Origin of the sequence: Providencia sp. PROV189 (genome assembly GCF_028480065.1) — a bacterium.
GTDB lineage: Bacteria > Pseudomonadota > Gammaproteobacteria > Enterobacterales > Enterobacteriaceae > Providencia > Providencia stuartii.
This window is the reverse complement of sequence record NZ_JAMPOG010000004.1, coordinates 289,489-314,824: the sequence shown is the minus strand read 5'-3', so window position 1 is coordinate 314,824 and position 25,336 is coordinate 289,489. Positions and strand designations below refer to the sequence as shown.

Annotated in this window: 15 protein-coding genes, 7 tRNA genes and 1 pseudogene; 8 read left to right on the top strand and 15 right to left on the bottom strand. The window is 42.0% G+C overall.

All coding sequences use genetic code 11. From position 1 onward, the window contains the following. The first annotated feature begins 17 nt into the window (after window positions 1-17). Window positions 18-1,205, top strand: a complete 1,188-nt coding sequence (gene ubiF / locus PR833_RS03805) for a 3-demethoxyubiquinol 3-hydroxylase (protein ID WP_053110333.1) — start codon at window positions 18-20, stop codon at window positions 1,203-1,205. 110 nt (window positions 1,206-1,315) lie between these two features. After that, complete coding sequence (locus PR833_RS20390; protein WP_219725107.1) at window positions 1,316-1,417, top strand: DUF3289 family protein; 102 nt, start codon at window positions 1,316-1,318, stop codon at window positions 1,415-1,417. A gap of 12 nt (window positions 1,418-1,429) precedes the next feature. Here the strand turns inward: PR833_RS20390 and PR833_RS03800 are convergent, their stop codons facing one another. The 5 genes from PR833_RS03800 to PR833_RS03780 form a co-directional block, all read right to left on the bottom strand. Beyond that, window positions 1,430-2,779 (bottom strand): dicarboxylate/amino acid:cation symporter, encoded by a 1,350-nt coding sequence (locus tag PR833_RS03800; protein ID WP_004917663.1) that lies wholly within the window; start codon window positions 2,777-2,779, stop codon window positions 1,430-1,432. Between the two features lie 548 nt (window positions 2,780-3,327). Continuing rightward, window positions 3,328-5,838 (bottom strand): PEP/pyruvate-binding domain-containing protein, encoded by a 2,511-nt coding sequence (locus PR833_RS03795; RefSeq protein WP_272525893.1) that lies wholly within the window; start codon window positions 5,836-5,838, stop codon window positions 3,328-3,330. Continuing rightward, entirely contained in the window at window positions 5,822-6,700 is an 879-nt protein-coding gene (locus PR833_RS03790; protein ID WP_040132906.1) for a phosphatase PAP2 family protein, read from the bottom strand. Before PR833_RS03790 ends, PR833_RS03795 begins: the two co-directional genes overlap by 17 nt. After that, window positions 6,694-7,770 (bottom strand): lysophospholipid acyltransferase family protein, encoded by a 1,077-nt coding sequence (locus tag PR833_RS03785; RefSeq protein ID WP_004917668.1) that lies wholly within the window; start codon window positions 7,768-7,770, stop codon window positions 6,694-6,696. The genes PR833_RS03790 and PR833_RS03785 overlap by 7 nt, the downstream gene beginning before the upstream one ends. A 195-nt stretch (window positions 7,771-7,965) precedes the next feature. Continuing rightward, on the bottom strand, window positions 7,966-9,198 hold the full coding sequence (locus tag PR833_RS03780) for a lipase/acyltransferase domain-containing protein (RefSeq protein ID WP_272525892.1): 1,233 nt from the start codon (window positions 9,196-9,198) through the stop codon (window positions 7,966-7,968). Window positions 9,199-9,968: 770 nt separating this feature from the next. Here PR833_RS03780 and PR833_RS03775 point away from each other — a divergent pair. Further along, window positions 9,969-11,084, top strand: coding sequence for a DUF3829 domain-containing protein (locus tag PR833_RS03775; RefSeq protein WP_272525891.1), 1,116 nt, complete (start codon window positions 9,969-9,971; stop codon window positions 11,082-11,084). 1,174 nt (window positions 11,085-12,258) lie between these two features. On the opposite strand, the gene PR833_RS03770 is transcribed toward PR833_RS03775, so the two are convergent. From PR833_RS03770 to nagB, 10 genes are all read right to left on the bottom strand, one after another. Continuing rightward, a tRNA-Gln gene (locus PR833_RS03770) sits at window positions 12,259-12,333 on the bottom strand. A gap of 31 nt (window positions 12,334-12,364) precedes the next feature. After that, a tRNA-Leu gene (locus tag PR833_RS03765) sits at window positions 12,365-12,449 on the bottom strand. A 6-nt stretch (window positions 12,450-12,455) separates the two neighbouring features. After that, window positions 12,456-12,532, bottom strand: a tRNA-Met gene (locus PR833_RS03760). 71 nt (window positions 12,533-12,603) lie between these two features. Then, a tRNA-Gln gene (locus tag PR833_RS03755) sits at window positions 12,604-12,678 on the bottom strand. Window positions 12,679-12,712: 34 nt separating this feature from the next. Then, window positions 12,713-12,787, bottom strand: a tRNA-Gln gene (locus PR833_RS03750). Between the two features lie 28 nt (window positions 12,788-12,815). After that, window positions 12,816-12,900: transfer RNA gene (locus tag PR833_RS03745), tRNA-Leu, on the bottom strand. A gap of 5 nt (window positions 12,901-12,905) precedes the next feature. Then, a tRNA-Met gene (locus PR833_RS03740) sits at window positions 12,906-12,982 on the bottom strand. A 361-nt stretch (window positions 12,983-13,343) separates the two neighbouring features. Next, a complete protein-coding gene (gene nagC / locus PR833_RS03735) occupies window positions 13,344-14,567 on the bottom strand; it encodes a DNA-binding transcriptional regulator NagC (protein ID WP_004917681.1) in 1,224 nt (407 codons plus the stop codon). An 11-nt stretch (window positions 14,568-14,578) separates the two neighbouring features. Continuing rightward, window positions 14,579-15,742, bottom strand: coding sequence for an N-acetylglucosamine-6-phosphate deacetylase (gene nagA, locus PR833_RS03730; protein ID WP_036943497.1), 1,164 nt, complete (start codon window positions 15,740-15,742; stop codon window positions 14,579-14,581). 77 nt (window positions 15,743-15,819) lie between these two features. Then, complete coding sequence (gene nagB / locus PR833_RS03725) at window positions 15,820-16,626, bottom strand: glucosamine-6-phosphate deaminase (protein ID WP_004917685.1); 807 nt, start codon at window positions 16,624-16,626, stop codon at window positions 15,820-15,822. Window positions 16,627-17,084: 458 nt separating this feature from the next. Between nagB and nagE the strand changes: the two genes are divergently transcribed. From nagE to PR833_RS03700, 5 genes and pseudogenes are all read left to right on the top strand, one after another. Then, a complete protein-coding gene (gene nagE / locus PR833_RS03720) occupies window positions 17,085-19,112 on the top strand; it encodes an N-acetylglucosamine-specific PTS transporter subunit IIBC (RefSeq protein WP_014657737.1) in 2,028 nt (675 codons plus the stop codon). Between the two features lie 1,041 nt (window positions 19,113-20,153). Then, window positions 20,154-21,502, top strand: a pseudogene (tssK, locus tag PR833_RS03715) (type VI secretion system baseplate subunit TssK). Beyond that, entirely contained in the window at window positions 21,499-22,152 is a 654-nt protein-coding gene (gene tssL / locus PR833_RS03710; protein WP_014657738.1) for a type VI secretion system protein TssL, short form, read from the top strand. Before tssK ends, tssL begins: the two are co-directional and overlap by 4 nt. A gap of 50 nt (window positions 22,153-22,202) precedes the next feature. Further along, window positions 22,203-24,560 carry a type VI secretion system Vgr family protein gene (locus tag PR833_RS03705; protein ID WP_272525890.1) on the top strand — a complete coding sequence of 786 codons (2,358 nt, stop codon included), beginning with the start codon at window positions 22,203-22,205 and terminating at the stop codon, window positions 24,558-24,560. A 16-nt stretch (window positions 24,561-24,576) separates the two neighbouring features. Beyond that, the gene (locus PR833_RS03700) at window positions 24,577-25,122 is read left to right on the top strand and encodes a DUF3828 domain-containing protein (RefSeq protein WP_158514054.1); all 546 of its coding nucleotides are present in this window, start codon (window positions 24,577-24,579) and stop codon (window positions 25,120-25,122) included. Window positions 25,123-25,336: the final 214 nt, after the last annotated feature.

Sequence of the window (25,336 nt, the reverse complement as noted above, 5' to 3'; positions counted from 1 at the left end):
TAATAGTAGCTAATGTAATGAATAAATTAACAGAATATTATGATGTTGTCGTCGTTGGTGCGGGTATGACTGGTGCCGCCGCGGCTCTTGGGTTTGCTCAAGAAGGGATGCGAGTTGCATTACTGGAAAAAGCAGAGCCAACCGCTTTTGACGCCAATAGTGCTCCTGATGTCCGTATTTCTGCCATTAGCCGTTCCTCTGTCGATTTACTTAAACAGTTAGGTGCTTGGCAACATGTTGAAGCAATGCGCAGTGCGCCTTATCGACAACTTGAAACATGGGAAGAAGAAGGGAGCAACGTTGTTTTTGACGCCCATGACTTAGGGTTGCCTGAACTTGGTTTTATGGTAGAAAACCGAATATTGCAGCTGGCTCTGTGGCAGGAGTGCGAAAAATACGCCAATCTTGAACGTATTTGCCCCGCTCAATTACTGTATCTTTATCAACCTAAAGGCCAAAAAGAGTGGGTAGTCTCTCTGGATGATGGGCGTGAGCTACAAGCGAAATTAGTCATCGGTGCGGATGGCGCAAACTCCCAAGTACGTAAATTAGCAGGAATTGGCAGCCGTGGTTGGCAGTATCGCCAGTCTTGCATGTTGATCACCGTCCAAACAGCAGGGCCGCAGCAAGATAAGACATGGCAGCAATTTTTCCCGTCAGGCCCTCGGGCATTTTTACCGCTTTATGATCATTGGGCCTCGCTGGTGTGGTATGACAGCCCAGCCAAAATCCGCCGATTACAATCAATGTCGATGGAGCAACTGACTGGGGCGATTACGGAAGCTTTTCCTGAGCGTTTAGGGAAAGTCACCGCATATGCTTCCGGCGCATTTCCGTTGACACGCCACCATGCGAATCGTTATGTGATTGAGGGGCTTGCGTTGGTTGGCGACGCCGCACATACCATAAACCCACTGGCAGGACAGGGGGTTAACCTAGGCTATCGAGATGTTGATGTTTTGCTGAAAGTGGTTACACAGGCAAAAGAGTACCTTGAACCTTGGTCTTCCGTAGAGGTATTAAAACGCTATCAACGTCGACGCTTGCCAGATAACTTAGTCATGCAAGCGGGGATGGATGCATTTTATATGGCATTTAGTGAAACGCTACCCGGCTTGAAAATGTTAAGAAATCTTGGTCTTATGGCTGCTCAACGTGCCGGTGAAGCGAAGAAAATCGCATTAAAATACGCATTAGGATTATAAATTTCATCCTAAATAACCTAAGTTGCGGATAGAAATTGCATTAATGCCCAAGTTGCGATTAGAAAGTTTGACGAGAACCTCAATAATCGCAAGAACTTGGGCAATGATTAATGTTGAAAAAATACACACCGACTCAAAGTCGTATGGATGATTACAGCGCAGATGATATGCGCTGTAATGACTTGAGCGGTAACCAACTTATTTGCAGTTAACAAATACGCTGCTTATTTTTTGCTAATATCCACCGGTTTTGGTTGGTCAGCTACAACATCAAAATTTTCTTCAGTAATAATTGAATCAATGCTTTCGCCTTTTGCAGCAAACGCATTGGCTAATTTTTCAGTATCTAACTCTTTTTCCCAACGAGCAACGACGATACAAGCACAAGCATTACCCACTAAGTTAGTTAGTGCACGACACTCAGACATGAAACGGTCGATACCTAGAATCAAAGCCATACCTGCAACAGGAATGCTTGGCACCACCATTAGAGTCGCTGCCAAGGTAATAAAGCCAGCGCCTGTCACACCTGCTGCGCCTTTAGAACTGATCATTGCAACCAGTAACAGTGAGATTTGTTCCCAAATAGTCAGATCAATATTTGTCGCTTGAGCAATAAACAGTGCGGCCATGGTCATGTAGATGTTGGTTCCATCAAGGTTAAATGAGTAACCTGTTGGGATAACCAAGCCAACTACGGATTTTTCACATCCTGCATGTTCCATTTTTCTCATTAAGCTAGGCAATGCGGCTTCAGACGATGAGGTACCTAATACTAGCCATAGTTCATCTTTAATGTATTTGATCAGTTGAATGATCGAAAAGCCATTATATTTAGCGACAGCACCAAGCACTATCAGAACGAACAGTAATGATGTGATATAGAAGGTCATAATCAGCATCATTAAGTTGCCGATTGAAGAAATACCGTACTTACCTATAGTAAATGCCATGGCTCCGAATGCACCAATAGGAGCAAGTTTCATCAGCATGGCAACCATCTTAAAGACAGGCTCTGAGAAGTTTTGCAGTAATTTAACGATAGGCTCGCCATGCTTACCCGTTGCAGCAAGAGCCAAACCAAAAATGACGGCAATAAACAGTACTTGCAGAATATTACCGTTAACGAGCGGGCTAATAACGGTATCAGGAATGATATTCATTAAAAAGCCAACAATAGAGGATTCATGGGCTTTTTCTACATATCCTGCCACTTTACTGCTATCGAGTGTTGCTGGGTCAATGTTAAGCCCCGCACCGGGACGAATGATATTCGCGACAATTAGGCCGATAATCAGTGCGATGGTTGAGAAAGTGATGAAATAAAGCATCGCTTTCCCTGCAACGCTACCAACCGCCTTCATATTGCTCATACCGGCTATACCAGTAACAACGGTTAAGAAAATAACAGGTGCGATGATCATCTTAACAATTTTAATGAAAGCATCACCGAGTGGTTTTAAGGATTCTCCAATATCAGGGAAAAAGTGACCAAGTGCGATACCAAATAAAATGGCAACAATAACTTGGACATAAAGGATCTTATAGAGTGGTTGTTTTATAATGTTTTGCATAAATCTTCTCTGTAAAATATTGCATCACTGCAAATTATAATTATTAGGATTTGAGAACGTTTTTATTTTGGGAATGATAGGTTGGATGAAATTTGAGTCATGGCAGAAGGCAGAGTGCTCCTGACGCCATTAACCGAGTCTAACCAAAATTCACGCGGAGATTATCACTATTATTAGTTACGATAAAATGATTAAAGTCACATATTCGATAATGAAGTTATCTAAAGGTAAATAAAATTAACTAAGTGTTACTTTTCGAAGCTAAGTGATAAGTGTAGATGACTATTCGAAAGTCAAAAATAGAGAAGTAAGATGAGATGATACAAAGAGGTTAAACAGGGAGTAGCAAGCGTCTAGAGCAGGCGTAGCCTAATCTTGAGATACTTTTCTGTACTGATAAGCGGAAAAGAGAAAAGATATCCATTTAGGCCATTCGGCTCGTTATTCTTTATAGTTATTAGTTATAACAAAAAGTTCAATTCACTGAATAAAGCCATCGTCTATAAGGTCATCATAAACATAGCTTATCCAGTGAATTGAATACGTGATTATAGCAGCTCAACAATACCTTTTTGACCGTCGACTTTAACACGCTGACCATTTTTAAGCGTATTCATCACACGACGGATACCCATAACCGCCGGTAATCCTAATTCGCGAGCGGTTACTGCGCCGTGAGAAAGCGGGCCACCACTTTCGGTGATAACGCCACTTGCTCGATAAAAAAGTGCTGTCCATGCAGGATTGGTGGTACGAGCAACCAAAATCGCGCCTTGAGGGAATTGGGCAAAATCTTCAGGCCCATGAACTAAAAAGACTTCACCTTCAACGGTGCCAGCGCTGCCAGCTAACCCTTTTAGGGATGACCCATCGTCTTCGGTTTCTTCTGATATTTCGCCATAAACCCATTGTGGTGTTGTACTTCTAGCCTGTTCATAGCCTGCTTTGTTGCTGCTTATATGTTGGCGTAATTCGCTAAATGCTTGAGTAGTTTCAGCGTTAATAGCGTCTGCTAACTGCTGTTCTTTCGCAAAATAGATATCCGAGGCTTGATCAATGACACCGCGGATCACCAAGCGCTCACCTAGGGCATGTAAGCCCCTGCGCATAGGTAAAGCCAGGCGAGTGGTTTGGTAATGCTCTAAATCATCTAATGCAGTGTATACCCGTGCCAACCTAATTAACTCTTGCATAAAATAACGCAACTCTTCTGGCGTTTGCGAAATGATCTCAAATTCGGTTTTTGACTGAGCAATTTTTTTACTTAACGCATCGCTGGTTTGTCCATCATTTTCTAAATCCGCCATTGCGCTTATTTGTGTAAGAACAATATGAGGGGCATCTAGCCATGTAGGGTGGTAGGCATCAAAGTCCATTTCACGATGACCATGGTTAGTTAAAAATGCGGTAAATTCAGTGAAAAAGTCGGGATGCGCTTGCTTCAATGTATCCATAATTGAATCTGCATCGATAGCTTTTAATAGCGCAAATAATTTCGCATCATGGCGAACAAGGCGTGATAAGCTCCATAATTCGTTATTCACTTGCCCTGTTTTGGTCTCTGACATTGCAATTAGACTATCAAGTGTCTTATGAGCTAACTGTTCATCCCCTTGATAAAGCATTTTCAGTAAGGCGATTAAGGCTGCGTATAATGAGCGTTGAGTAAGTGAAATCGCAATGTTCGGTAAAAAGTAATCAGAGCCTAATTTATTGATCCTTTGTATGTAATCCCACAGTTCACTCAATTTTTTCTCTTGGAGAGGCTCTTGGTTAAGGGCGCCAATTCCAATCAAATATCGGTCGAGGTCTCGCATCCAAGTAATAGGTAGCTCTTGTACCCATGCAAATTTACGGGCAATTTCAGGCAATGAAGATAAGAGAGTGGGTAAATCATTCATCATTGATGTAGGAAGACGGTTATGGTAAAGCGCAACGGCGTTTTGGTTACCATAAATATAATAATCTTTCATCGTGAACCATTTACCATTAAAGGAAGGTAGCCCCATTAAATTTAAACTGTAGTTCAAAGAGGCATGGAAACCCGCCTCACACATATCCCATGTCAAAGGTGTGATTGGATTAGGGAAACGTTCTGCCGACTCGTCGCGTGTCCAAATTGGGGCAATTTGAGTCACATTACGTGATTGTAATAACCATAATTGTTGGTCATGAAATGCCCACTCAATATCTTGAGGGAACTGAAAATATTGCTCTGCACGAATGGCGAGCTCGGCGACTGCTTGGCACTGTTCAGAAGTTAGTGTTGTTTGATTTTTGGCTGGGCTCACTAAAGGGAGTATTTCCGTTCCCTTATCGGTCATAACAATTGCACGCTGCTTCTCGGCGATTTCTTGGTGAACGATTTGCAAGGAATCGCGATCAACTTGGTATTCATCAATAGGCTCTTCACCACCAACAACGGTTTCTCCTAATCCAAAGGCAGCGTTAATCAGTACAGATGATAAATTACCCCGTACAGGATCAATTGAGAAGGCAACCCCGGCGGCTTCATTTTCACGTACGTCTACCATACGCTGTAATACAACCGCCATCGCGGCATGTTGATGGGGTAACTGTAAATGTTGTCGATAAAGCATGACATGGGTATGCCAAAGGGAAGCATAGCATTGGCGGATCGCATCATGAAGCGACGGGAGATCGCGTACGCCTAAAATAGTATCGTGTTGGCCTGCAAATGCGGCTCCTGGCATATCCTCTAGTGTCCCTGAAGAGCGTACAGCCAGAGGAACATGAGTTAATTGACTATCATGTAAGCGGGTTGATAACAGGGTGGTCAGGCTATCAGGCAATGGCGCCGAGAGTATGAGTTGTCGGATAGATTCGCTGGCATTTTGTTCATTGTCAGGGTGTTGAGCAAGGAGTGAACTAATTTGTCCAAATAAAGGGGAAATGAATTGCTTGTAGGCTTCGCAAGAGAGGATTAAGCCGTCAGGAACAGGGAGGGCTTGGATTGTTTTTGCCAAACTAGCCCCTTTACCACCACTGATAGCAATATCTGCCGCTTGAGTATCATTTAGACTATAGATGAGTTCCATTTTCCACCTTCTTTTTCTTAAATAGGAAATGCAGTACAAGTAATGCCAACAAAGCACCAACAATGACGTCGATACCGTAGTGGTAGTGAAGATAAACCGTTGCAACAATGAGACCTGCTGCTAAAGGGGTTAGGCACCATGCGATTTTTCGGTAGCCTGTTTTGAATAAAAAACCAACGATATACAGGGTGATCCCTGTGTGTAAGCTTGGGAAAACATCCATTCCAGTGATCCCTTTTTCCACCATACCCGTCAGAAAAAGGGTCATTGCACCATTGTGGACAGGGTAAGTAAATAATGTTGGGAAAGCACCGTATGGCCCGACAGCAGGCAAAATGAAATAGCCAATAAATCCAAAAAAATACATCAACATTAAGCCCAAAAAGTAATGCTCAGAGGTGTTTTTTTTGCGTTGTAAAAAGAAAAATAGAGCACTACCAATAACTAAAAAGTAAAAGCTGAAATAACAAAAAGCAATTAACTCACTGAACCATGGGGCTTGAAGAGCGATCATATGCTCTGGAAGGCTTTTATTAAGCCAAAGATAACTGTCTATGGTGTATAAGAGATGATCCGCGCTCCATGAATAAAAATGAATTCGAATGGCTTTAAACAGTGGGAAGATGGACCAGCAAGCGATAAGTTGTAATAAACCTACCCAATAGAAACGCGGGGATTGCCATTTGGGAAGTTTGCTACAGGCGACTAATAGGATCCAAAAGATGCCGCCAGTGAGTACCGATGGCCAAAGAGTCTCTGTCAGATCTGAGCCAAAAACCCCAATGCACCCTAAAAGCCAGATAATAAATAATTGAATGGCAAATAGCCGATTAAATAAATGTAGATAGTGTGTTTTTAGCATGGAGCAGAGCCTTTGTATTGAATAATTTTATAACCAATAAAGGCACTGATAAAACTCGGAATAAGTACCGTAGGCCAGATGAAGGTAAAACAAGCAAGTAAGGGTAACCAAACTAAACTGGCTAATCCTCCTCCTAATATTTTAAAAAAAGTGATGGTGTTACGTGCATCGGCATAAGTCGCTGCAAACCGAGAGGCCAGTAAAATAGGAATAAAGATAAACATTAAAAAGAAGCCAAGCCAACGCCAAGTTGTACTGTGAGTTGAGGGGCGAGCGTCGGGAAGTAATTGGGGTGTTGGGTTGTGTTGGTAACGTAAAAATGCCTCTGCATAGGAATCGCCTTGCATGAAAGCGTGGCTAGCATACTGTTCAGCGTGTTTAAAGGTTTCTTCATCAGGGCAATTAACGGAAACATCATCCAGAGATTGTGAGATTTGAGTATGGATGCGTTTTTCCCATTCGCGATCGGACTCTTCATTTTCTTGGGCAGTAATCTGGATTGGTTTGCCAACATAGATTTCGGCATGACTCGCAAAGCGGTCGGGCATGGCATAAAACAGCCCTAATGGCACGATATTAAATTCAATCTGTTGAGAGAGTAAAGTGCGAATGATCCGTGCTGCACCACGTTGATAAGGCAATGGTCGGTGGCCCCATTCACTACTTCCCTCTGGGAAGAGAAACAGTGAGCCTCCTGCTTTGAGATGCTCAACACCCGCATCAACCGGGTTTTCGAAGCTGCTTGCACTGATCCCTAAACGTTCTTTATCTTTTTTGCGTACGACGGGAATACCCGTGAAATAAAGGCGCATGATAAAGCTATTGAGCAGTTGGATGGATGCGAGTGCTTGCCCCAGTGGAGAGACTTTTAAGGTTAAATAGCCATCAAAGGCACTGTTGCGATGACTACACAAAAAGAGAGTTGGTTTATTAGTTTGCTGTAGTGGCACATGACCGACAAGGGAACAATTTGGGTAGTATATGCGACGAATAGTTGATGAAACTATGCGGTAATAAAGGGGCAATGGCTTCCCTGCAAGAACTAAAGGTACTTCTTTATTTTGACCCATGAGACTTTTTTACCTTTGTGTATACCTGAAAAACACACATAAAATTCGAATAATCAATCTTGCCAGTGTCACATTAAATTGCGACATCATAAGTGTTTAGCTGTTTATCATTATGTATGTTTATCTACGGATAAAGTTATATATGAGCTCACTTAATACATATTTGAGATAAGTCCGAACGGAAAGCCATCTTAATCAGCACGCTTTTTGATTTAATGTCGCAATATCAAAAGCGAGCGTGCGTAAATTAGGAATATGTCCAACTAATCCTCGGTGAGTACGAGCTTGATTAATAAACACATAATTTTCACCTAATGGCGGTGTTTCTGTTTCACATAAAATGGGGTGCTCCCATCCTTTAAGTAAACCATCGATCGGAAGGTGGTCATCGCCTTTGGTGAGCGCCTGTTCAACTAAATTAGGGTAGTGCTTTTGTATCGCTTTTGCGTTCAAAAATAGTTGCCCTTGGTCATAGACGGCGCATTTGACTGTTTGATGGTTATCACTCAAAAACCAGGTTTGAGGAACTGACTGTTCGGCGGCATGGCGTACAGACACACATTGACTAAAGGCTTTTGCATTCATTAGGTTATTTGCTAGCTCTTCACGTAGGTGTTCCGTGGAGGCAGAGATATTGGCTGTGGGTGAGCGATAAGGGCCGAGAGAGAAGCTTTTCCAGCATTCTTCATCATAAATATCAAATTCTTCGACTAGATTACCTTTTTTATCTATGACTTGAGGAGAGCTAGGAAGCAGCTGGTAGGCACTAGGGCAACTGGCAATATCATCAGCAGAAAACCCATGAAAGAGTTTCCCTGCTGGGTAATACCCCGATTGAATCAAGGCTAAAGATTGAAATGTTCCAACCCAAGGAGGACCAAAAGCATACCATTTAGCAATGCTGTCGCGATTTTTTTGTGTTGCCGATAGTTGTAGATAGTAGCGGATCGCACAGTTTGATGATGAATGAGCAATCAGTAATATTTTTTGCTGCTCCCCATAACGTTGTTTTACTTGATGGATTTTGGCGTCAAGTTGAGCGGCTAAATGGCGGTGATCTGCGCGCCAATCATATGCAAGGAAAAATAGGTCAATACCATCGCGATAGCCTAATGCTTTTTCTAAGAGCTGCTTTAACGGTGCGGTGATTAAATTCTCGATTAAACCAGGAATAACTGAGAAGCTGTGTAGTTGTTGGACACCAATATGAGCAGCGGAGTCCGTATATTGATAATGATTCTGTCGAATTAAGCTACGATAGTCTCCCCAAATTAAGGTTTTTTTCTGCCTATCGTATAACTGACTTCCTAAAATACCTGGTAGGTAAATAATGGGCAAATTCAGTGTATGGTCAATTAATCCAGCATGACGCAGTTGTTTTGCAATGGCTGCTATCTTAATCGCGTAATAAGCCCGATTTAACGGCATAATTCACATCTCTTATTGAAAACATGAAAATGAGAAAAGTGCTAATTAGAATGAGAGTAAAATAAAAGTTAATTGCACTTTTCCAGATTGTAATATTCGTTTTTCTCTTCTACTTGTTCGTTTACCTATGCGCGAAACTGGATTGGTATCACTAAGAAGTTGTAGAGCTGCTCGGGCATACCGTTCGAGCAATTTGAAATATCTTTTATAATATACTTTTTTCAGGTGTGATAGATATTTTGTGTCATTTCAGTAAACACATTAAAAAGGAATGATGCATGGCACAATCTTTCATTTTCGGTAAAATCCTAAAAGTATTTTAAGAGGATAGTATTTTGACTTCATTGATTAAATAACGCAATGACGCCACATTATCTGCGGAACCCCTCGAATAACAAGCCTAGTGAAGCTCATATGGGGAATGTTGGAGTAAAGACCTCATGTGACATAAGGCTGCTTTCGAGTCTCAACAAGTGAGAAAGCACCAAACTAAGATATTGAATAAAATTGACTACGAGCACACACTTCTTTTATTTTCGGCACAAGCCATTCAAATAGTTACTGAAAAATTGAGAATACTGATCGGCTCTTTTTTATCTTTAATGTATTACTGTGAAATATTGTCAAATGTAATACCGTAAATGTTAATCTTCTTTGTTATTAAAAAATAGGAGTGTGAAGGATAGTGTTAAGCTCATTGTTTTTTTACTCGTAAAAAAGAGTTATGATAATTACTTGGAAGTAAAAAACTAATAATATGCAGAGGGATTATGAAAAAGAAAATATTAGTTTCGATATTAAGCCTTTTATTAATATCAGTTACGGGGTGTAATGATTCTAATGAAAGCTCAAATACCACTCCATCTCAGAAAAATAAAGCAGAACAATCTGAGTCAAAACAGAAAAACACTAACTTCAATGAAGCTAAATTGGCCCAAAAGATTGAAAAAGGTAATTTATGGACATATGCCATTGAGGAGGAATTTGGCAATATAATAAGGAAAGAAACATCAGTGATATCAGGTGGTTTAAATCCTAATATTTTAAATAATACAAAAAGTGTATTAGATTCATTCAGTTCTGATAAAAATATGACACTTAACCTTCCGGCTTTTAAAGCAATTGATAACAAAACGGATCTAAAAAATAGGGCAGAAATAAGTGGAAGCTTACTGTCATTGGACATTACTTTTTCAATGCATTTCAATAATTCAGAACTAAATAATATCAAAGAAGCATTTGATTATATGGCGACGCTTTCCCCAGAGATCCCTGAATTAGACGCTGCAGGTATTGCTTATGGTAAAAGTTATGTTGATTTATATGAAAAAATGATAAAATTAGGTGATTATGCCATTATCAAAAAAACATATCGTTTAGATGATTATGCGCAAATGCAAGTGTTATACGACGATGCTAAAAAAGCCTACATCAAACTTATTGATGAAAAAGAAAAATTAGAAAATGCATATGAAAATTATTATCAAGATATGCATGTTGAAGAGCTTAAATTAGTGAAGGAAAAAGGCTTAATTATTCGTTTTCAAATTATGAACTCATTGGATCTACTGTCTAATACTATTGAGTCAATGGAGCCAGAGAAAATTGATTTGAAAGTACTTTCTGATGAAATTGCTAAAATTGAAGCTGAGTCAGTCGAGTTAGAAAAATTATTCGGCAATGAAGTGTTACTCAATAAAGAAAACATAAAAAGCTCAGATTATGCAGTTAAAGAATATTTAAGAAAATATCAACAAATTGTTATCGAATTAAAAGTGTTAGAGAAAAAAGCTAAGGAAGGCAAGAATGTGTCGAATGATATTGATACGATTTTTATAAACTATGAATCCTTGATAAAGGATTATAATTCATTAATAACAAAATAATAAATTTTTAATAGAAATGTTAATTGGGCTAACTCAGTTTTGAGCTAGCCCTACGAACTAAGTATTAATATCATCAGTGTTAATTCTTAACGGAAAATTATTAAGATAAATCAAAGATCGTGAGATATCACGGGAGAAACAATTTTGGAATGAGTCAATGATTTCTCATTAAAACGTGTCAATAATGCTACCTTGTTATTACCTGATAGGTATGCGGATAAAATATAGATATTTTTGTTTTCTGCGAAAAATGCTGACATACCAAAGGGAATGGCTACAGGGTTTTGCTGTTAGATGATTTCTCTCTGGTGTTTGATATACAGCAAAAGGCGTTAGAGTAAGTCAAAACTATTGTACCTGATAGTCTGGTGAATCAATGGCTCCCTAGTTAGCTTAGCTAGCCAATAAGCGCTGAGGGCTATCAAACAAAATTAAGCATCTTTTTGCTCTAAGAATAAGCGACTCAGCCGCGACTATCCGCGTGCGCCAAAGCAGTGGCAACAGAAGCCACAAGAAACGCTTTATACGCCCCATCCTATATAAAGTGAAAGAAGACGGCGGCGATGTGAAGAAGGCTGCTTAAACTGCTCTCGTTTCAAATTTAAAAGATAAGCAGCTCTACCTCTATGAAAGTGGAGTGGTAATTTATGGCTTTCTGTGGTGATTAAACGGCAAATTCTCGGGGTAAGCGATCTCCTTATTGCTCGTGTCGATGGGCTAATGGGCTTTCTTGAAGCATCAAATAGCCTCTATCCTCAAGCAAAGCACTATGCCGCTTAAAACACTACGATGTGTTTATGGTAGGTTTGAAACCTGTTTATTGAGCTAGATGAACAGGAGAATAAATCAGGCAATAAGATTTGGTTATAGGGATGACACTGTAATGGATACACTGTCTGATTATTTTTGTTTCTCTGAAAATATCTCAAGGTCATCTATACGATAGGTGCTGTTCATCGTTTTGCCGCTGACGAACACTAAGTGGGTATACGGAACGAAAATAGTATCTGAAATGGCTGTACATTGGTCTACTTAAGGCTCAGAAAAATAGATGATGCAAACCTGTAACTGAGCTTGAGTGATAAATGAAGTTGTCTCTTTTGAGAAAGTATAAGGGATGGCCCAAAGGTATATTAGGTGAAAATTTTACTTTGAAGTGGAGTAGGGGGAGGGATGGCTGGGGTACCAGGATTCGAACCTGGGAATGCCAGGATCAAAACCTGGTGCCTTACCGCTTGGCGATACCCCAATATATCAGATTTTTTATCCCTAGTTAGGGATGGTGCGGGAGGCGAGACTTGAACTCGCACACCTTGCGGCGCCAGAACCTAAATCTGGTGCGTCTACCAATTTCGCCACTCCCGCAAAACATGGTGGCTATGACGGGATTCGAACCTGTGACCCCAACATTATGAGTGTTGTGCTCTAACCAGCTGAGCTACATAGCCATGTCATACAGTAAAACTGCTTTTTTAACTTCACTGCATGGGATTCAAGACAACCTACGAAGAGGAGAAGATGGCTGGGGTACCAGGATTCGAACCTGGGAATGCCAGGATCAAAACCTGGTGCCTTACCGCTTGGCGATACCCCATCCGAGGATGTCTTCTAAATTCGTTAATTTAAGATGGCTGGGGTACCAGGATTCGAACCTGGGAATGCCAGGATCAAAACCTGGTGCCTTACCGCTTGGCGATACCCCAATCTTAAATTCAATAACCGAGAAGGAAATGGTGCGGGAGGCGAGACTTGAACTCGCACACCTCGCGGCGCCAGAACCTAAATCTGGTGCGTCTACCAATTTCGCCACTCCCGCAAACATGGTGGCTATGACGGGATTCGAACCTGTGACCCCAACATTATGAGTGTTGTGCTCTAACCAGCTGAGCTACATAGCCATCTTTTTTGCATTACCTTCATCGGCGTTGCGGGGCGCATTATGCTAATTACAGCTAAGACAGTCAACTGCTTTTTTCACTATTTTTGTGAAAATGCGTCCGTTTGTTTGATGAATAATCATTTTGTCGATAAAGACAGCAAAAAACAAGTCATTCATCGAAAAAACTGTGACATGTCACATGAGAGTAATTGTATCCATCTTAATATGTTGGGATGCCAAACTAACAGTGAAATGGTGATCCAAAAGATCTATCAACGCACGATTTGCCTGTTTTTGGCGTTAAGGAAAAAGAATCTAATCCAGAGCAAAAACCAGAAATGGAGCAACAGTTTCTGGTTTTTGCTGGTGGGATTGTGAGATCAGTTATCAAGGAGTTTTTGGAGCAATTCCCCATTGAGCATAGCGCGTTTTGTTAAGGCGAAGGCGCCGATTGCCGAGGTATGCACTAATTGTGAGGTAACTACCGGTAAGTTTTCACGGAACTCTTTGAGTGTTTGGGTATCGATACAACTTTGGATAGCTGGCAGTAGGACTTGCTCGGCTTCCGTAATATCACCTGCAATAACCACCTTTTCAGGGTTAAACAGGTTGATTGCGATAGCAATGGCTTTACCGATTTGGCGGCCGACATGCTGTATCACCTCTGTCGCCAGAGGGTCATTTTTATTTGCAGCTTGGCAGATATGCTGTATAGAGCAACGTTCTAGTGTGAGTGAGCTAGTAAAACCTTGTTCTAGGCGCTGTTGAACACGGTTTTCAATAGCTTGATTTGAGGCGATAGTTTCGAGGCAACCAAAATTACCGCAATGGCACAAATCACCTAGAGGGTCCACTTGGATATGACCGATTTCACCGAGGTTACCACGGTGATTTAGTAAGATTTCATTATCAATGACCAGTCCAGCACCTGCACCGCGGTGGATCCGAACAAGTAGCGAGTCTTTGCAATCTTTTGTGGCTCCAAAGTAGCTTTCTGCTAAGGCAAGGCTACGGATGTCGTGCCCAACATAGCAGGTAATTTTGAAATGAGCCTGCAAATTATCAATAAGGTGCCAGTTATCCACTTTAATGTGTGGCATATAGTGAACAATGCCGCTGTGTGGGCTAACGAGGCCGGGTAAAATGACTGAGATGGCTATAAGCTCTTTAAGACGGCGTTGATTGAGCGCAATAAAGTCTTCTATCGCTTCAATCAGTTTTTGCTCTACTGCTTGCTGAGAAGGCGCTGAGATTGGATAGTGGGCATCGACAAGTAGCTTGCCGCTTAAATCATAAAGGGCGATAGTGGCATCATAACGACCTAAGCGCACACCTATCGTATGAAAGTTTTTATGCTCTGATACGATAGATATGGCACGTCGCCCCCCTGTAGAGGCTTGCTGGTCGACTTCTTTAATGAGGCCGCGCTCGAGTAGCTGACGAGTAATTTTAGTGACACTTGCGGGGGCAAGTTGGCTCTGCTCTGCAATTTGGATGCGAGATATAGGACCATGTTGGTCAATGAGGCTATATACCACGGCACCGTTGAGTTGTTTTACCAGATCAATATTACCAATTTGCTTTAGCGAGTGACTATGGTTCATCAGCTATATACTCATTTTTTGTAGACTTCCTCTCCGTTGACATAGGTTGAAAGGATTTGGAAGTCGTGGTTAAACGCAGTTAAGTTCGCAACTTTACCCGGCGCGATAGACCCTAAGTGGGATTCGACGCCAATCGCTCTAGCGGGGTAAAGTGTTGCCATTCTTAATGTTTCATCTAATGCGATACCGACATGTTCTACCGTATTTTTAACTGCTTCAATCATGGTTAGTGACGATCCACTGAGGGTTCCGTTCTCATCAACACATAATCCATTCCGGTAGTATATGGTTTTGCCTGCAAAGATAAAATGATCCATTTCACCAGTTTGAGGATCAATACCAGCAGGCGCGGTAGCGTCCGTAACTAAAACTAATTTATCACCTTTCAACCGTTTACTGTTACGAATATTTGCCCATTGTACATGAAGACCATCTGCGATAATGCCAGCGTACACTTCTGGAGTATCATAAATTGCCCCTACTAAACCAGGTCCGCGACCTGAAATATATGGCATGGCATTAAAGAGATGGGTTGAGAAACGGATACCCGCTTTAAAGCCGAGGCGCGCTTCTTCGTAAGTTGAATTTGAATGGCCCGCAGAAACGATAATGCCAGCATTGGTCAATTGGCGAATATAAGACTCACCCACGATTTCCGGTGCTAAGGTGACCTTGGTAATCGCATCTGCATGAGCGGCTAAATAATCAATCATTTGCGCAGAAGGCTGACGAATGAATTCAGGATTATGCGTGCCTTTTTTCACGATGTTGATGTAAGGGCCTTCTAAGTGTAGGCCGAGCGCTTGATGACGATGTGTTTTTAAGTACTCCGTCATCACTTCTACACCATGCTTCATCAGTTCATCGGAACAGGTAATTAAGGTTGGTAGAAAACTTGTGCACCCAGAACGCTCATTGGCTTTTTGCATTATCTCCAGATGCTTCAATGTCACATTTTCTTTGTTATCATTGAATTGGACGCCACCACAGCCATTGACTTGTAAATCAATAAAGCCGGGAGAAAGAATAGCACCTTGTAAATCGTGCTGCTCGATATCAGAGGGAAGTTCATCTAATGGGCAGATATCTTTAATAAGAGCACCATCTATGATGACAGCATGGTTATCTAATCTTTCATGACCTGTATAAATAATACAATGGGTTAATGCGTACATGGTATTTGGCTCCTGACTTCTGGAGAGATAAAACATCGGGTCACCGACCTGCTTCAACAGGTCGGGTGATCGAATGATTATGAGTTAAATTTTTCGATAATGTCAGATTCTAGCTGCGTAAAATATTTGAGTGTTTTTACTTTTAGCTCAAGCGTTGCGGGTTCATCACAGACGATCAATGCTTTTTGGTGCATTTGCACACAACTGATAGTCCATAAATGATTGACTGAACCTTCAACCGCAGCTTGAACGGCGTTGGCTTTGTTGGCACCCGTTGCCAATACCATCAGCTCTTCCGCATCCATTAATGTTGCGACACCTACAGTAAGGGCAAACTTCGGTACTTGATTGACATCATTATCAAAGAAACGTGAGTTAGCGATGCGCGTCTCGGGGGTTAATGTTTTGATACGAGTACGAGAGCGTAATGATGAGCCGGGTTCATTAAAGGCAATATGACCATCATTACCGACACCACCCATAAATAGATTAATTTTGCCATAAGACTTAATTTTATCTTCGTAGCGTTGGCATTCAGCATCCACATCCGATGCGTTACCATTTAGCAAATTGATATTTTCTTTTTGAATATCAATATGGTTAAAGAAGTTTTCATGCATAAAAGTATGGTAACTTTGCGGATGATCTTCTGGGATACCCACATATTCGTCCATGTTGAACGTTACAACATGTTTAAAGCTCACTTTGCCTGCTTGATACAACGCGATAAGCGCTTTGTATGTCGCAAGCGGAGTTCCACCGGTCGGCAAACCTAAAACAAAAGGGCGCTCGGCTGTTGGGTTAAAAGCGTTGATTTTATCTGCAATATATTGTGCAGACCAAATCCCAACGTCGTGAGCAGTTTTTAGTGGGAGAAGCCTCATGATACTTTACCTCTAGTAACAGTCTGTTAATTCTATGAAATCTGAAAGATCGCCATACTCTTTATGGCTTAAGTTACATGACATTTGTTGCAAATCAGCGATTGTACTCAATCGCCAGCATGTAACTTTGCTATTTTGAGTTGCTATGCCCCTGACTTTTTATTAACTAACTATAGGAAATTTCAGGGAGTATCGATTCTCTATTAGCTATACAGCTAAATCCAGTAGATAAGTTATTTTTAATCATAAAATAAGTTTTCAATAATAGCCACTAATTTAGGTGGATAATGAAAATTATCATTGACATTTATCACAAATCGAACCTATTTATTTTGTATCGCGAAAAAATTCATCTAGACTATGAAATTGCTACACTCAGACACCTAAATTATTATTATGGTGTATGAACAATAAGATCCTGTGAATGGGGCAATAATAGGGCTTTAAAGGGGGAGTTCGTGAATATTCTTAGCTACTTACAGCGGATCGGCAGGGCATTGATGGTGCCTGTGGCTGTACTGCCAGCCGCCGCAATCCTTATGGGGATTGGATATTGGATTGACCCAGATGGGTGGGGCGCCAATAGTGCAATCGCAGCGTTACTTATTAAATCAGGCGCAGCTATTATTGATAATATGTCTGTGCTGTTTGCCATTGGTATTGCCTATGGTATGTCGAAAGATAAAGATGGTGCAGCGGCGCTGACAGGGTTTGTGGGGTTCTTAGTGGTGACAACGCTGTGTTCACCAGCTTCTTACTCCATGATTATGAATGTTCCGCTTGAAAACGTTCCTGCTGCCTTCAATAAGATTAATAACCAGTTTGTGGGTATTCTGGTCGGTGTGCTCTCGGCTGAGCTGTATAACCGTTATAGCGGGGTGGAATTACCTAAAGCGTTATCATTCTTTAGTGGACGTCGTCTGGTTCCAATCCTGACTTCTTTCTTAATGATTATCCTTGCTTTCATTCTAATGTACGTATGGCCAGTCGTTTATAATGCATTAGTCTCATTCGGTGAAAGTATCAAAGATTTAGGTTCAGTGGGCGCAGGTATCTATGCCTTCTTTAACCGTTTATTAATCCCAGTTGGTCTGCACCATGCCTTGAACTCTGTATTCTGGTTTGACGTTGCAGGTATTAACGATATTCCTAACTTCCTCGGTGGCGCGAAGTCAATTGAAGAAGGTTTAGCGACGCCAGGCATCACAGGACGTTATCAAGCTGGTTTCTTCCCTATTATGATGTTTGGTCTACCAGGCGCTGCTTTGGCTATCTACCATTGCGCTCGTCCTGAAAATAAAGCCAAAGTTGCAGGTATTATGCTTGCGGGTGCTTTTGCTGCCTTCTTTACAGGTATTACAGAGCCACTTGAATTCTCATTCATGTTTGTGGCGCCTGTACTGTATGTGATCCACGCCTTATTAACCGGTATTTCTATCTATATCTCTGCCACAATGGAGTGGATCTCAGGATTCGGCTTTAGTGCAGGTTTAGTGGATATGTTACTGCAATCACGTAACCCTCTTGCGCTGCAATGGTGGATGTTGATTGTTCAAGGTCTCGTTTTCTTCTGTATTTACTATGTTGTTTTCCGTTTTATGATCACCAAGTTCAAACTGTTAACGCCAGGTCGTGAAGTGAGTGCAGGTGATGAAACAATTGACGGTTATGATGAAAACTTGAGCTCAGCTGATAGCACAGATAGTGATATTCAGAAAGAAGCCCGTCAATATGTCGCAGCTGTCGGCGGAAGTGACAATATTACAGGTATCGACGCATGTATTACTCGTCTTCGCTTGAATGTGAAAGATTCCAGTATTGTTAATGATGCGATGGCTAAACGCCTTGGTGCTTCAGGGGTTATTCGTTTGAATAAACAAAGCGTGCAAGTCATTGTAGGTACACGTGCTGAACTGGTCGCATCGGCGATGAAAGAAGTGATTGCGAAAGGCCCAATTGCAGCTTCTGCTTCAGCAACAGAAACTGAAAAAGCCAAGATAGCCGAGCCTGTGAAAACAAAAGGTGAAACAATTCTTTCACTGGTAGCACCTGTCAGTGGTGAAGTGTACTCCCTTGATGATGTGCCAGATGAAGCTTTTTCTAGTCGTATCGTTGGCGATGGTATTGCCATTAAACCAACCAGTGATGAGGTGCTTGCACCAGCATCAGGAACCGTCGTGAAAATTTTCGAAACTAACCATGCGTTCTGTTTAGAAACAGAAAATGGTGTTGAGTTAATTGTTCACATGGGTATCGATACTGTTGCTCTAAAAGGTGAAGGTTGTGCGCGTTTAGTGGAAGAAGGCAGTGAAGTGAAAGCCGGTACACCAATTCTGAAGTTGGATATCGCTTTCCTAGAAGCTAACGCTAAATCGATGATCAGCCCTGTTATTATCAGTAATATCGATGATTTTGCTGGTGTTGAAATTTTAGCTAACGGAAATGTGACCGCGGGTGAAACCGTGATCTACAACGTGCTAAAATAGTGGTTTGCTAATCAGTTATTGACAGAGTCAAAGGGAGGCGTAAGCCTCCCTTTTTTATTTATATACTCAGGGCTATATAAGGGCTGCCACTATACTTCGTCGTTGCCTTACTGAAGGGGCGATACTCACCGCGCAAAGTTGCTATTATGCGTATGCGATTTCGGATTTAAAGAAAAGTTTTGATTACAGTATCGCAATAAACACAGAAGAATCGATAACAGAAGCATTGAGCTATTTTTCAATGCTCCATGCAAAACATCATCGCAAAGTGGCCTTATGGTCATTAATTCAAGATAAAATCACTAAGTTATGGATAATTAACAACTAATTTATCTATAACAATAAAGTATAGCCGAAACCATACTGCAAATTGGCGGCTTGATTTGGCATAAGAATAATATCCCAACTATTCTTATGCTCTTCACGTGACAATGAGACTACTCATGACAGTCAGCATCGCAGTGACAAACCGGAAAGAAACATTTTTCACACATAAAATAGGTATCAACCATTAAATTTCCTTACATTACTTTTCTAATTGATAACATACAACACAGCCTTGAATGCGCCAACATGGCTTCTTAAGTCCGTCTTCACTCCAAATTATTTCATTCTGTTACCTTACAATACATTTTATGTCTAATTCGGCTAGTGAATAATGCTCATTATGCGTATTTGTGACTACATAAGAGAAATTGATAAAAATAATTGCTGACTTAATCCTTAATTCCTATAATTTGAGCACTATATTTAGGATATGGACGTTTGGATTCAAGCGGTCCATCAATTGCATTCATCATTTGATGGGCCACGGGTTATTTTTAAGTGCCATTTTTTATTAATTTGGATTGATTTGTCAGGACAGTATTAGCGTATTTTAACCTTATGAGCCTTGGGTGACGGCTAAGGGCGGTAGCGTATCAAAATATCAGAAATGCTTTACTTTCCAAATTTGAGTGAATACATCACCTCGCCGCCGAATTGTTTCGGGAAAATGAATCACAATGCCAATTGCTTTTGCTTAAATAAAAGGATCATCGAATGAAAATTTACCGCCCATTATGGAATGAAGTCGCATTGCTCTCTCCGCAACAATTTCAACAGCAAGCGCAATGGGAGGCTTTCACTAACCAAGGTGTTTCCGGTTTATTCTCTCCCTTTAACTGGGGAGTGAAAAGTTGAACTGGATGAGTCATTTTTGTCGTCCGGTCGTTTACAAGTTCATCAACTAAGGGCATGGTTGCCGGATGGGGCGTTAATAGATACCCAAGTCAGTGATATCACTCCAGAGCCCCGAGAGTTAAATTCCACCGCGTTATCTCAAACTGACAGCATTGTGCTGGTGCTGGCCTTGCCACTCCTTCAACAAGGGATCATCAATGTTCAGAAAAAAGGGGGCTTTTCTGAACGTTCCCTTCGTTATCAGGAAGAGTGGGTGAATGTGCCGGATGTGTTTGGTCAGGATGATGAATCCATGGCAGTTGCCCGTTTTAATATTGCTGTCCGTTTTCAGCATGAAAATAATGATGCGTGGCAAACGTGTCCTATTGCACGCCTAACTCGTGATGGTCAAGGTGGCTGGGCAATAGATAGAACATTTATTCCCCTCCATGACGCAATTTTCAGCAAGCCGAGAATTATAAGAGCGATTAGCCTTGCTGAATCGCCAAATACGCTCCCGTTGCCAACGACTGATGTCCATGCGCCGTGAGAGCAATGAACGTTTAGCTGATTTTGCCGTCGCCGATGTTTCCTTATTTTGGTTGTTAAACGCCTTAAACTCCCATGCTAATGTCCTCATGAGTTATGAACGCTACCCACAGCGCCACCCTGAAATCATTTGGGCTGAATTGACCCGTTTGGCGGGGAGTTTATTAACCTTTTCGTTAGAGCATGATCTCGCGACCATTCTTGCCTATGTCCATGACGACCTCGAAAATACGTTTCCACCGTTGTTTGACTTGCTGAGCACCTTGTTAGAAACCAGCTTGCCGTCTCGTGTGATTGCACTTGAAATGACGCGCCCAGATCCACAAACTTGGCGAGCTTCATTGCATGACCTCCGACTCAGAGAGGAAGCGGACTTTTACCTGTCTGTCCGTTCAGATAAAACGGCGTGGGAAATTGCCGAAAAATTCCCAACGCTATGCAAAATTGGTGCGCCCGATACTGTTAACACACTTTACAGCAAAGCCTTAAATGGTATCCCACTCACCCCGGTTGATCGCGTGCCTGCGGCACTGCCTGTGCGCATGGAAAACCAATACTTTGCGCTGGATATGGAGGCGCCGGAGATGCGTGAAATGTTGGAAGAAGGCGTCTGTATGCTGTATGTGCCATCTTTATTTGGTTTCTTAGAGTTAGAACTGTTTGCGGTATTACGCTCATGAGCCAATACATTGATATCGATAAACTCATGGCAAAAACCTGGCTGATGGTGACCCAGCTAAAATACGGTCGGTATGACCACGATTCAGAGTCCCTTTACGATACGTGTTGTCAACAAATTGAGGTCGTAAAAAGTGCATTGGGACAAACAAAGTTGGCTCCCGAAGATGTTGAACACATTATTTACGCGCAATGTGCATTATTGGATAAAACGGCGATGGAACTATTGGCTCAAGGTGATGAAGAGGGGGAAGCATTCTACGCTTGGCGAGTTGCGCCCTTGCAAACGCGCTATTTTTCATCGCTGGATGCAGGGGAAGCGTTATGGGATCGTATCCGGTCAGTGTTGGGACAGTCTCAACCGGACGATACCGTATTAACCTGTTTTCACCGCGTCTTGATGCTCGGTTTTAGCGCCCATGAGGCAACAACTGAAACGCTAAGTTCCGAGCAGAAAGTATTGATGGATAAACTCTTTGCACAGATTTCACCGCCGGAGTCTACTTTGCCATTAGTTATCCAACATCAGCAAAAATCCAGCCTGAAATTAATACGCTCTTTCGGGTTTTGGAGCGCGTTGTTGCTTATTGGTATTGCCGTCATCACTTGGGGCGGTCAAACATGGCTCAATCAATTGCTTTCTGTGATGTAACCGCTTCGTCCATCGATTTCACTTCTTATCCATTTCTGAGGGAATAGAATATGCCTAATTCAGTCATCAATGCATTAACACAAACTGTGAAGAACGCAGTTTCTCATGCCCGTTATCACTTAACGGTTCAAGACTGTCCTGATTTCTTAGATGTACTCAGCTTTGAGTCTGAAGAGGCCCTCAGCCAACCTTGGCGATATGAAGTGACATTAACGTGTATAAATGCGCATATTACTCCCGAGCAGATGCTACTGAAGTCGGGAACATTTACCTATCAAACGCCATTATTGCCCGGTTTTCCTAATCAATCGATACGAACGGTGTATGGAGTTATCTGTGAATTCAAACACTTGAAAACGTCTGCGGATGAAACTTGGTACAGCTTGATATTAGTTCCGCGTGTTGCCTTACTTCAGTACACCAAACGCAGTGAAGTGTATTTAAATCAATCGGTGACAGAAGTGGTTGAAAAGGTACTGCGCCGTCATGGTTTGGAAGGTGCCGACTTTGAGTTTCAGCTTTCTCGTGAATATCCAGTTAGAGAACTGATTACGCAGTGGCGGGAAACGGATTTAGCCTTTATTCAACGGCTTCTCGCCGAAATTGGTATCTATTGGCGAATGGAAATGGACACTCAATTAGAGTTGGATAAAGTGATATTCCATGACGCACAAGAGCACTATCAGTTTGGGGTCTCACTTCCTTATCGCCATGAGTCTGGCATGAGTGACAGTGGTCAAGATAGTGTGTGGGGATTGCAAATTTCGCATCAGGTGGTCAGTAAGGGCGTCGCAACCCGTGATTATAACTACCGTCAGGCATTAACACCACAGGACAGTACCGAAGCGATTTCAGGGTTTGAAGGAGTCACTACAGGGGAAGTGTACCACTACGCGGAACCTTTCTTGAATGTCGGTGATATTGATACCCCAGAGAGTGGGGCCTTTTTTGCCCAGCTACGCCATGAACGCCTACTCAATAGCCAATCTTTGGTATCTGGGCAATCGATCTGCCCGATACTGGGTCCAGGGCAAGTCTTAGAAATGAGCGGAGGTTTTCCTCAGCTGGCGAAAGACGGTGTGTTAATCACCCATGTTCACCATCGTGGCGCTCGGGATTCTAGCCTTCAGGTGCAATTTACCGGGCAACTCTACCGTGAAACCTTCTGTTTCAGACCCCCTTTACTCCCTCGACCTATCATTGCCGGTACGTTGCCCGCACGAGTGGAAAGCAGTGAAAAAGGCGATACCTATGCGTGGCTCGATGAATTCGGACGCTATCGTGTGAAGTTGGATTTTGATAGAGAGTCGTCTGAGGCCGGTTTCGCCTATTTATGGCTACGTTTAGCAAAGCCCTATGCCGGGGAGGCTTACGGTTGGCATGCACCACTGCTGGATGGAACTGAAGTTTCGGTGCAATTTGACGGTGGTGACCTTGACCGACCATATATTGCTTATGCGCAGCATGACTCTGAACATCCCGATCACGTGACACGAGATAACCATACCCGAAATGTGTTGCGTACGCCTGCCAATAATAAGCTGCGCATGGAAGATAAGCGTCAAGAAGAGCATATCAAGCTGGCGACGGAGTATGGCAAAACTCAACTTAATCTAGGCCACTTGGTTAATGCACAGCGAGAACAGCGCGGAGCAGGGTTTGAATTACGTACTGACGAACACGGTGCAATTCGCGCAGGAAAAGGGTTATTTATCAGTGCAGATGAGCAACCAAAAGCGCAAGGGGAAGTGCTGGACATGACCCAAGCCGTGCAGCAAATCCAGCAAGCTAACCAACAGATGCAAACGTTGTCACAAACAGCGGAAAAAGCCGGTGCACTCGCAGCTGATATTCAATCGCAAATTGAGCTCTTAGACTTTCGCTTACAGCAGTTGCAATCTGCCGTGTTACTTGCCAGTGCGCCGCAAGGGATTGCATTAACGTCCGGTGAACACCTTCAATTAAATAGTTTAGGTAACACGATGGTTAACGCAGGGCAACATCTTGATATGGGCGCGATGCAAAACTTATCCGTCGCTGTTGAAAAAGCCTTAGGGTTATTTGCACACAAAGACGAAGTGAAAGTGATAGCGAATCAAGGTGCTGTCGAAATCAGTGCTCAACATAATACGATGGATTTATTTGCCCAGCAGCAAATCACTATCACCAGCAGCGAAGATGAAATTGTGATATCAACACCCCACACGCTAACCCTTAACGGCGGCGGCTCATACCTAAAACTGAGCGGACAAGGTGTTGAACATGGTTCATCAGGCGATTACATCATCAAAGCCGCAAATTATGTGGTGCCAGGCTCGGGGGCCGATATCGCATGCGAAACGTTGCAGTTCGATGTGACGGATATTGAAACACAGAAGTTAGTGTCTAATCGTGCATTGCATGATTAAAGATAGGAATATTAATGTGAACAAACATATCAGCAACTTATTGATAATAATGATTTCTATTTTCTTTGTTTCTACCGTGCAAGGAAAAAGCAGTACGTCTCCAGAGAGTACAGTTTTTGAGTTTTACTCTAAATATCTAGCAGGTAATAGTGGTAGCCTATTCAAACTACAAAAAGAATATATGACATCAGAGTTGGAAATGAAACTGACGGATTCGACTGATTGTAATTATGATTCAGATAGATCTAAAGATGAATTAAAAAAAATATGTAAAAAAGACAGAGAATGTAAGGTGAATAATGGAAATACTATTTGTAACTGGCAGGGAACGTGGATTGAAACTGATGTTAACTATTTTTTAAAGTCACAGGACGATTCTTTATCGTGGCAGAAGAATATTAATGTGTTCCCTATTTCAGAAAATAAAAATCTAGCTTATGTTTTCTCTATTTTAGGAGATGGTTCAGATGAGAATAGATACCTTCTTATTGAACTAAAGAAGGATAAAAATGAATGGAAAATAAATAAAGTAATAAATACATATGATCAGGGGGATAAGTAATTGCTATGTGGGATCAAAATAAATCAGTTGAGTACATCAAGAATAATGCAGAACCCTCAGCCTTGGCCAATGCGCATCTTATGTAAAAAAAGCACTAATTCATGGAGGGGCATCAATAAAAAATTCAGGTATAAACTCAGCTAAAGACTACGGCCCTTGGTTAATTGAAAATGGGTTTACCCCTGTTCCCGGCGCTGAAGCACAAAAAGAAGGC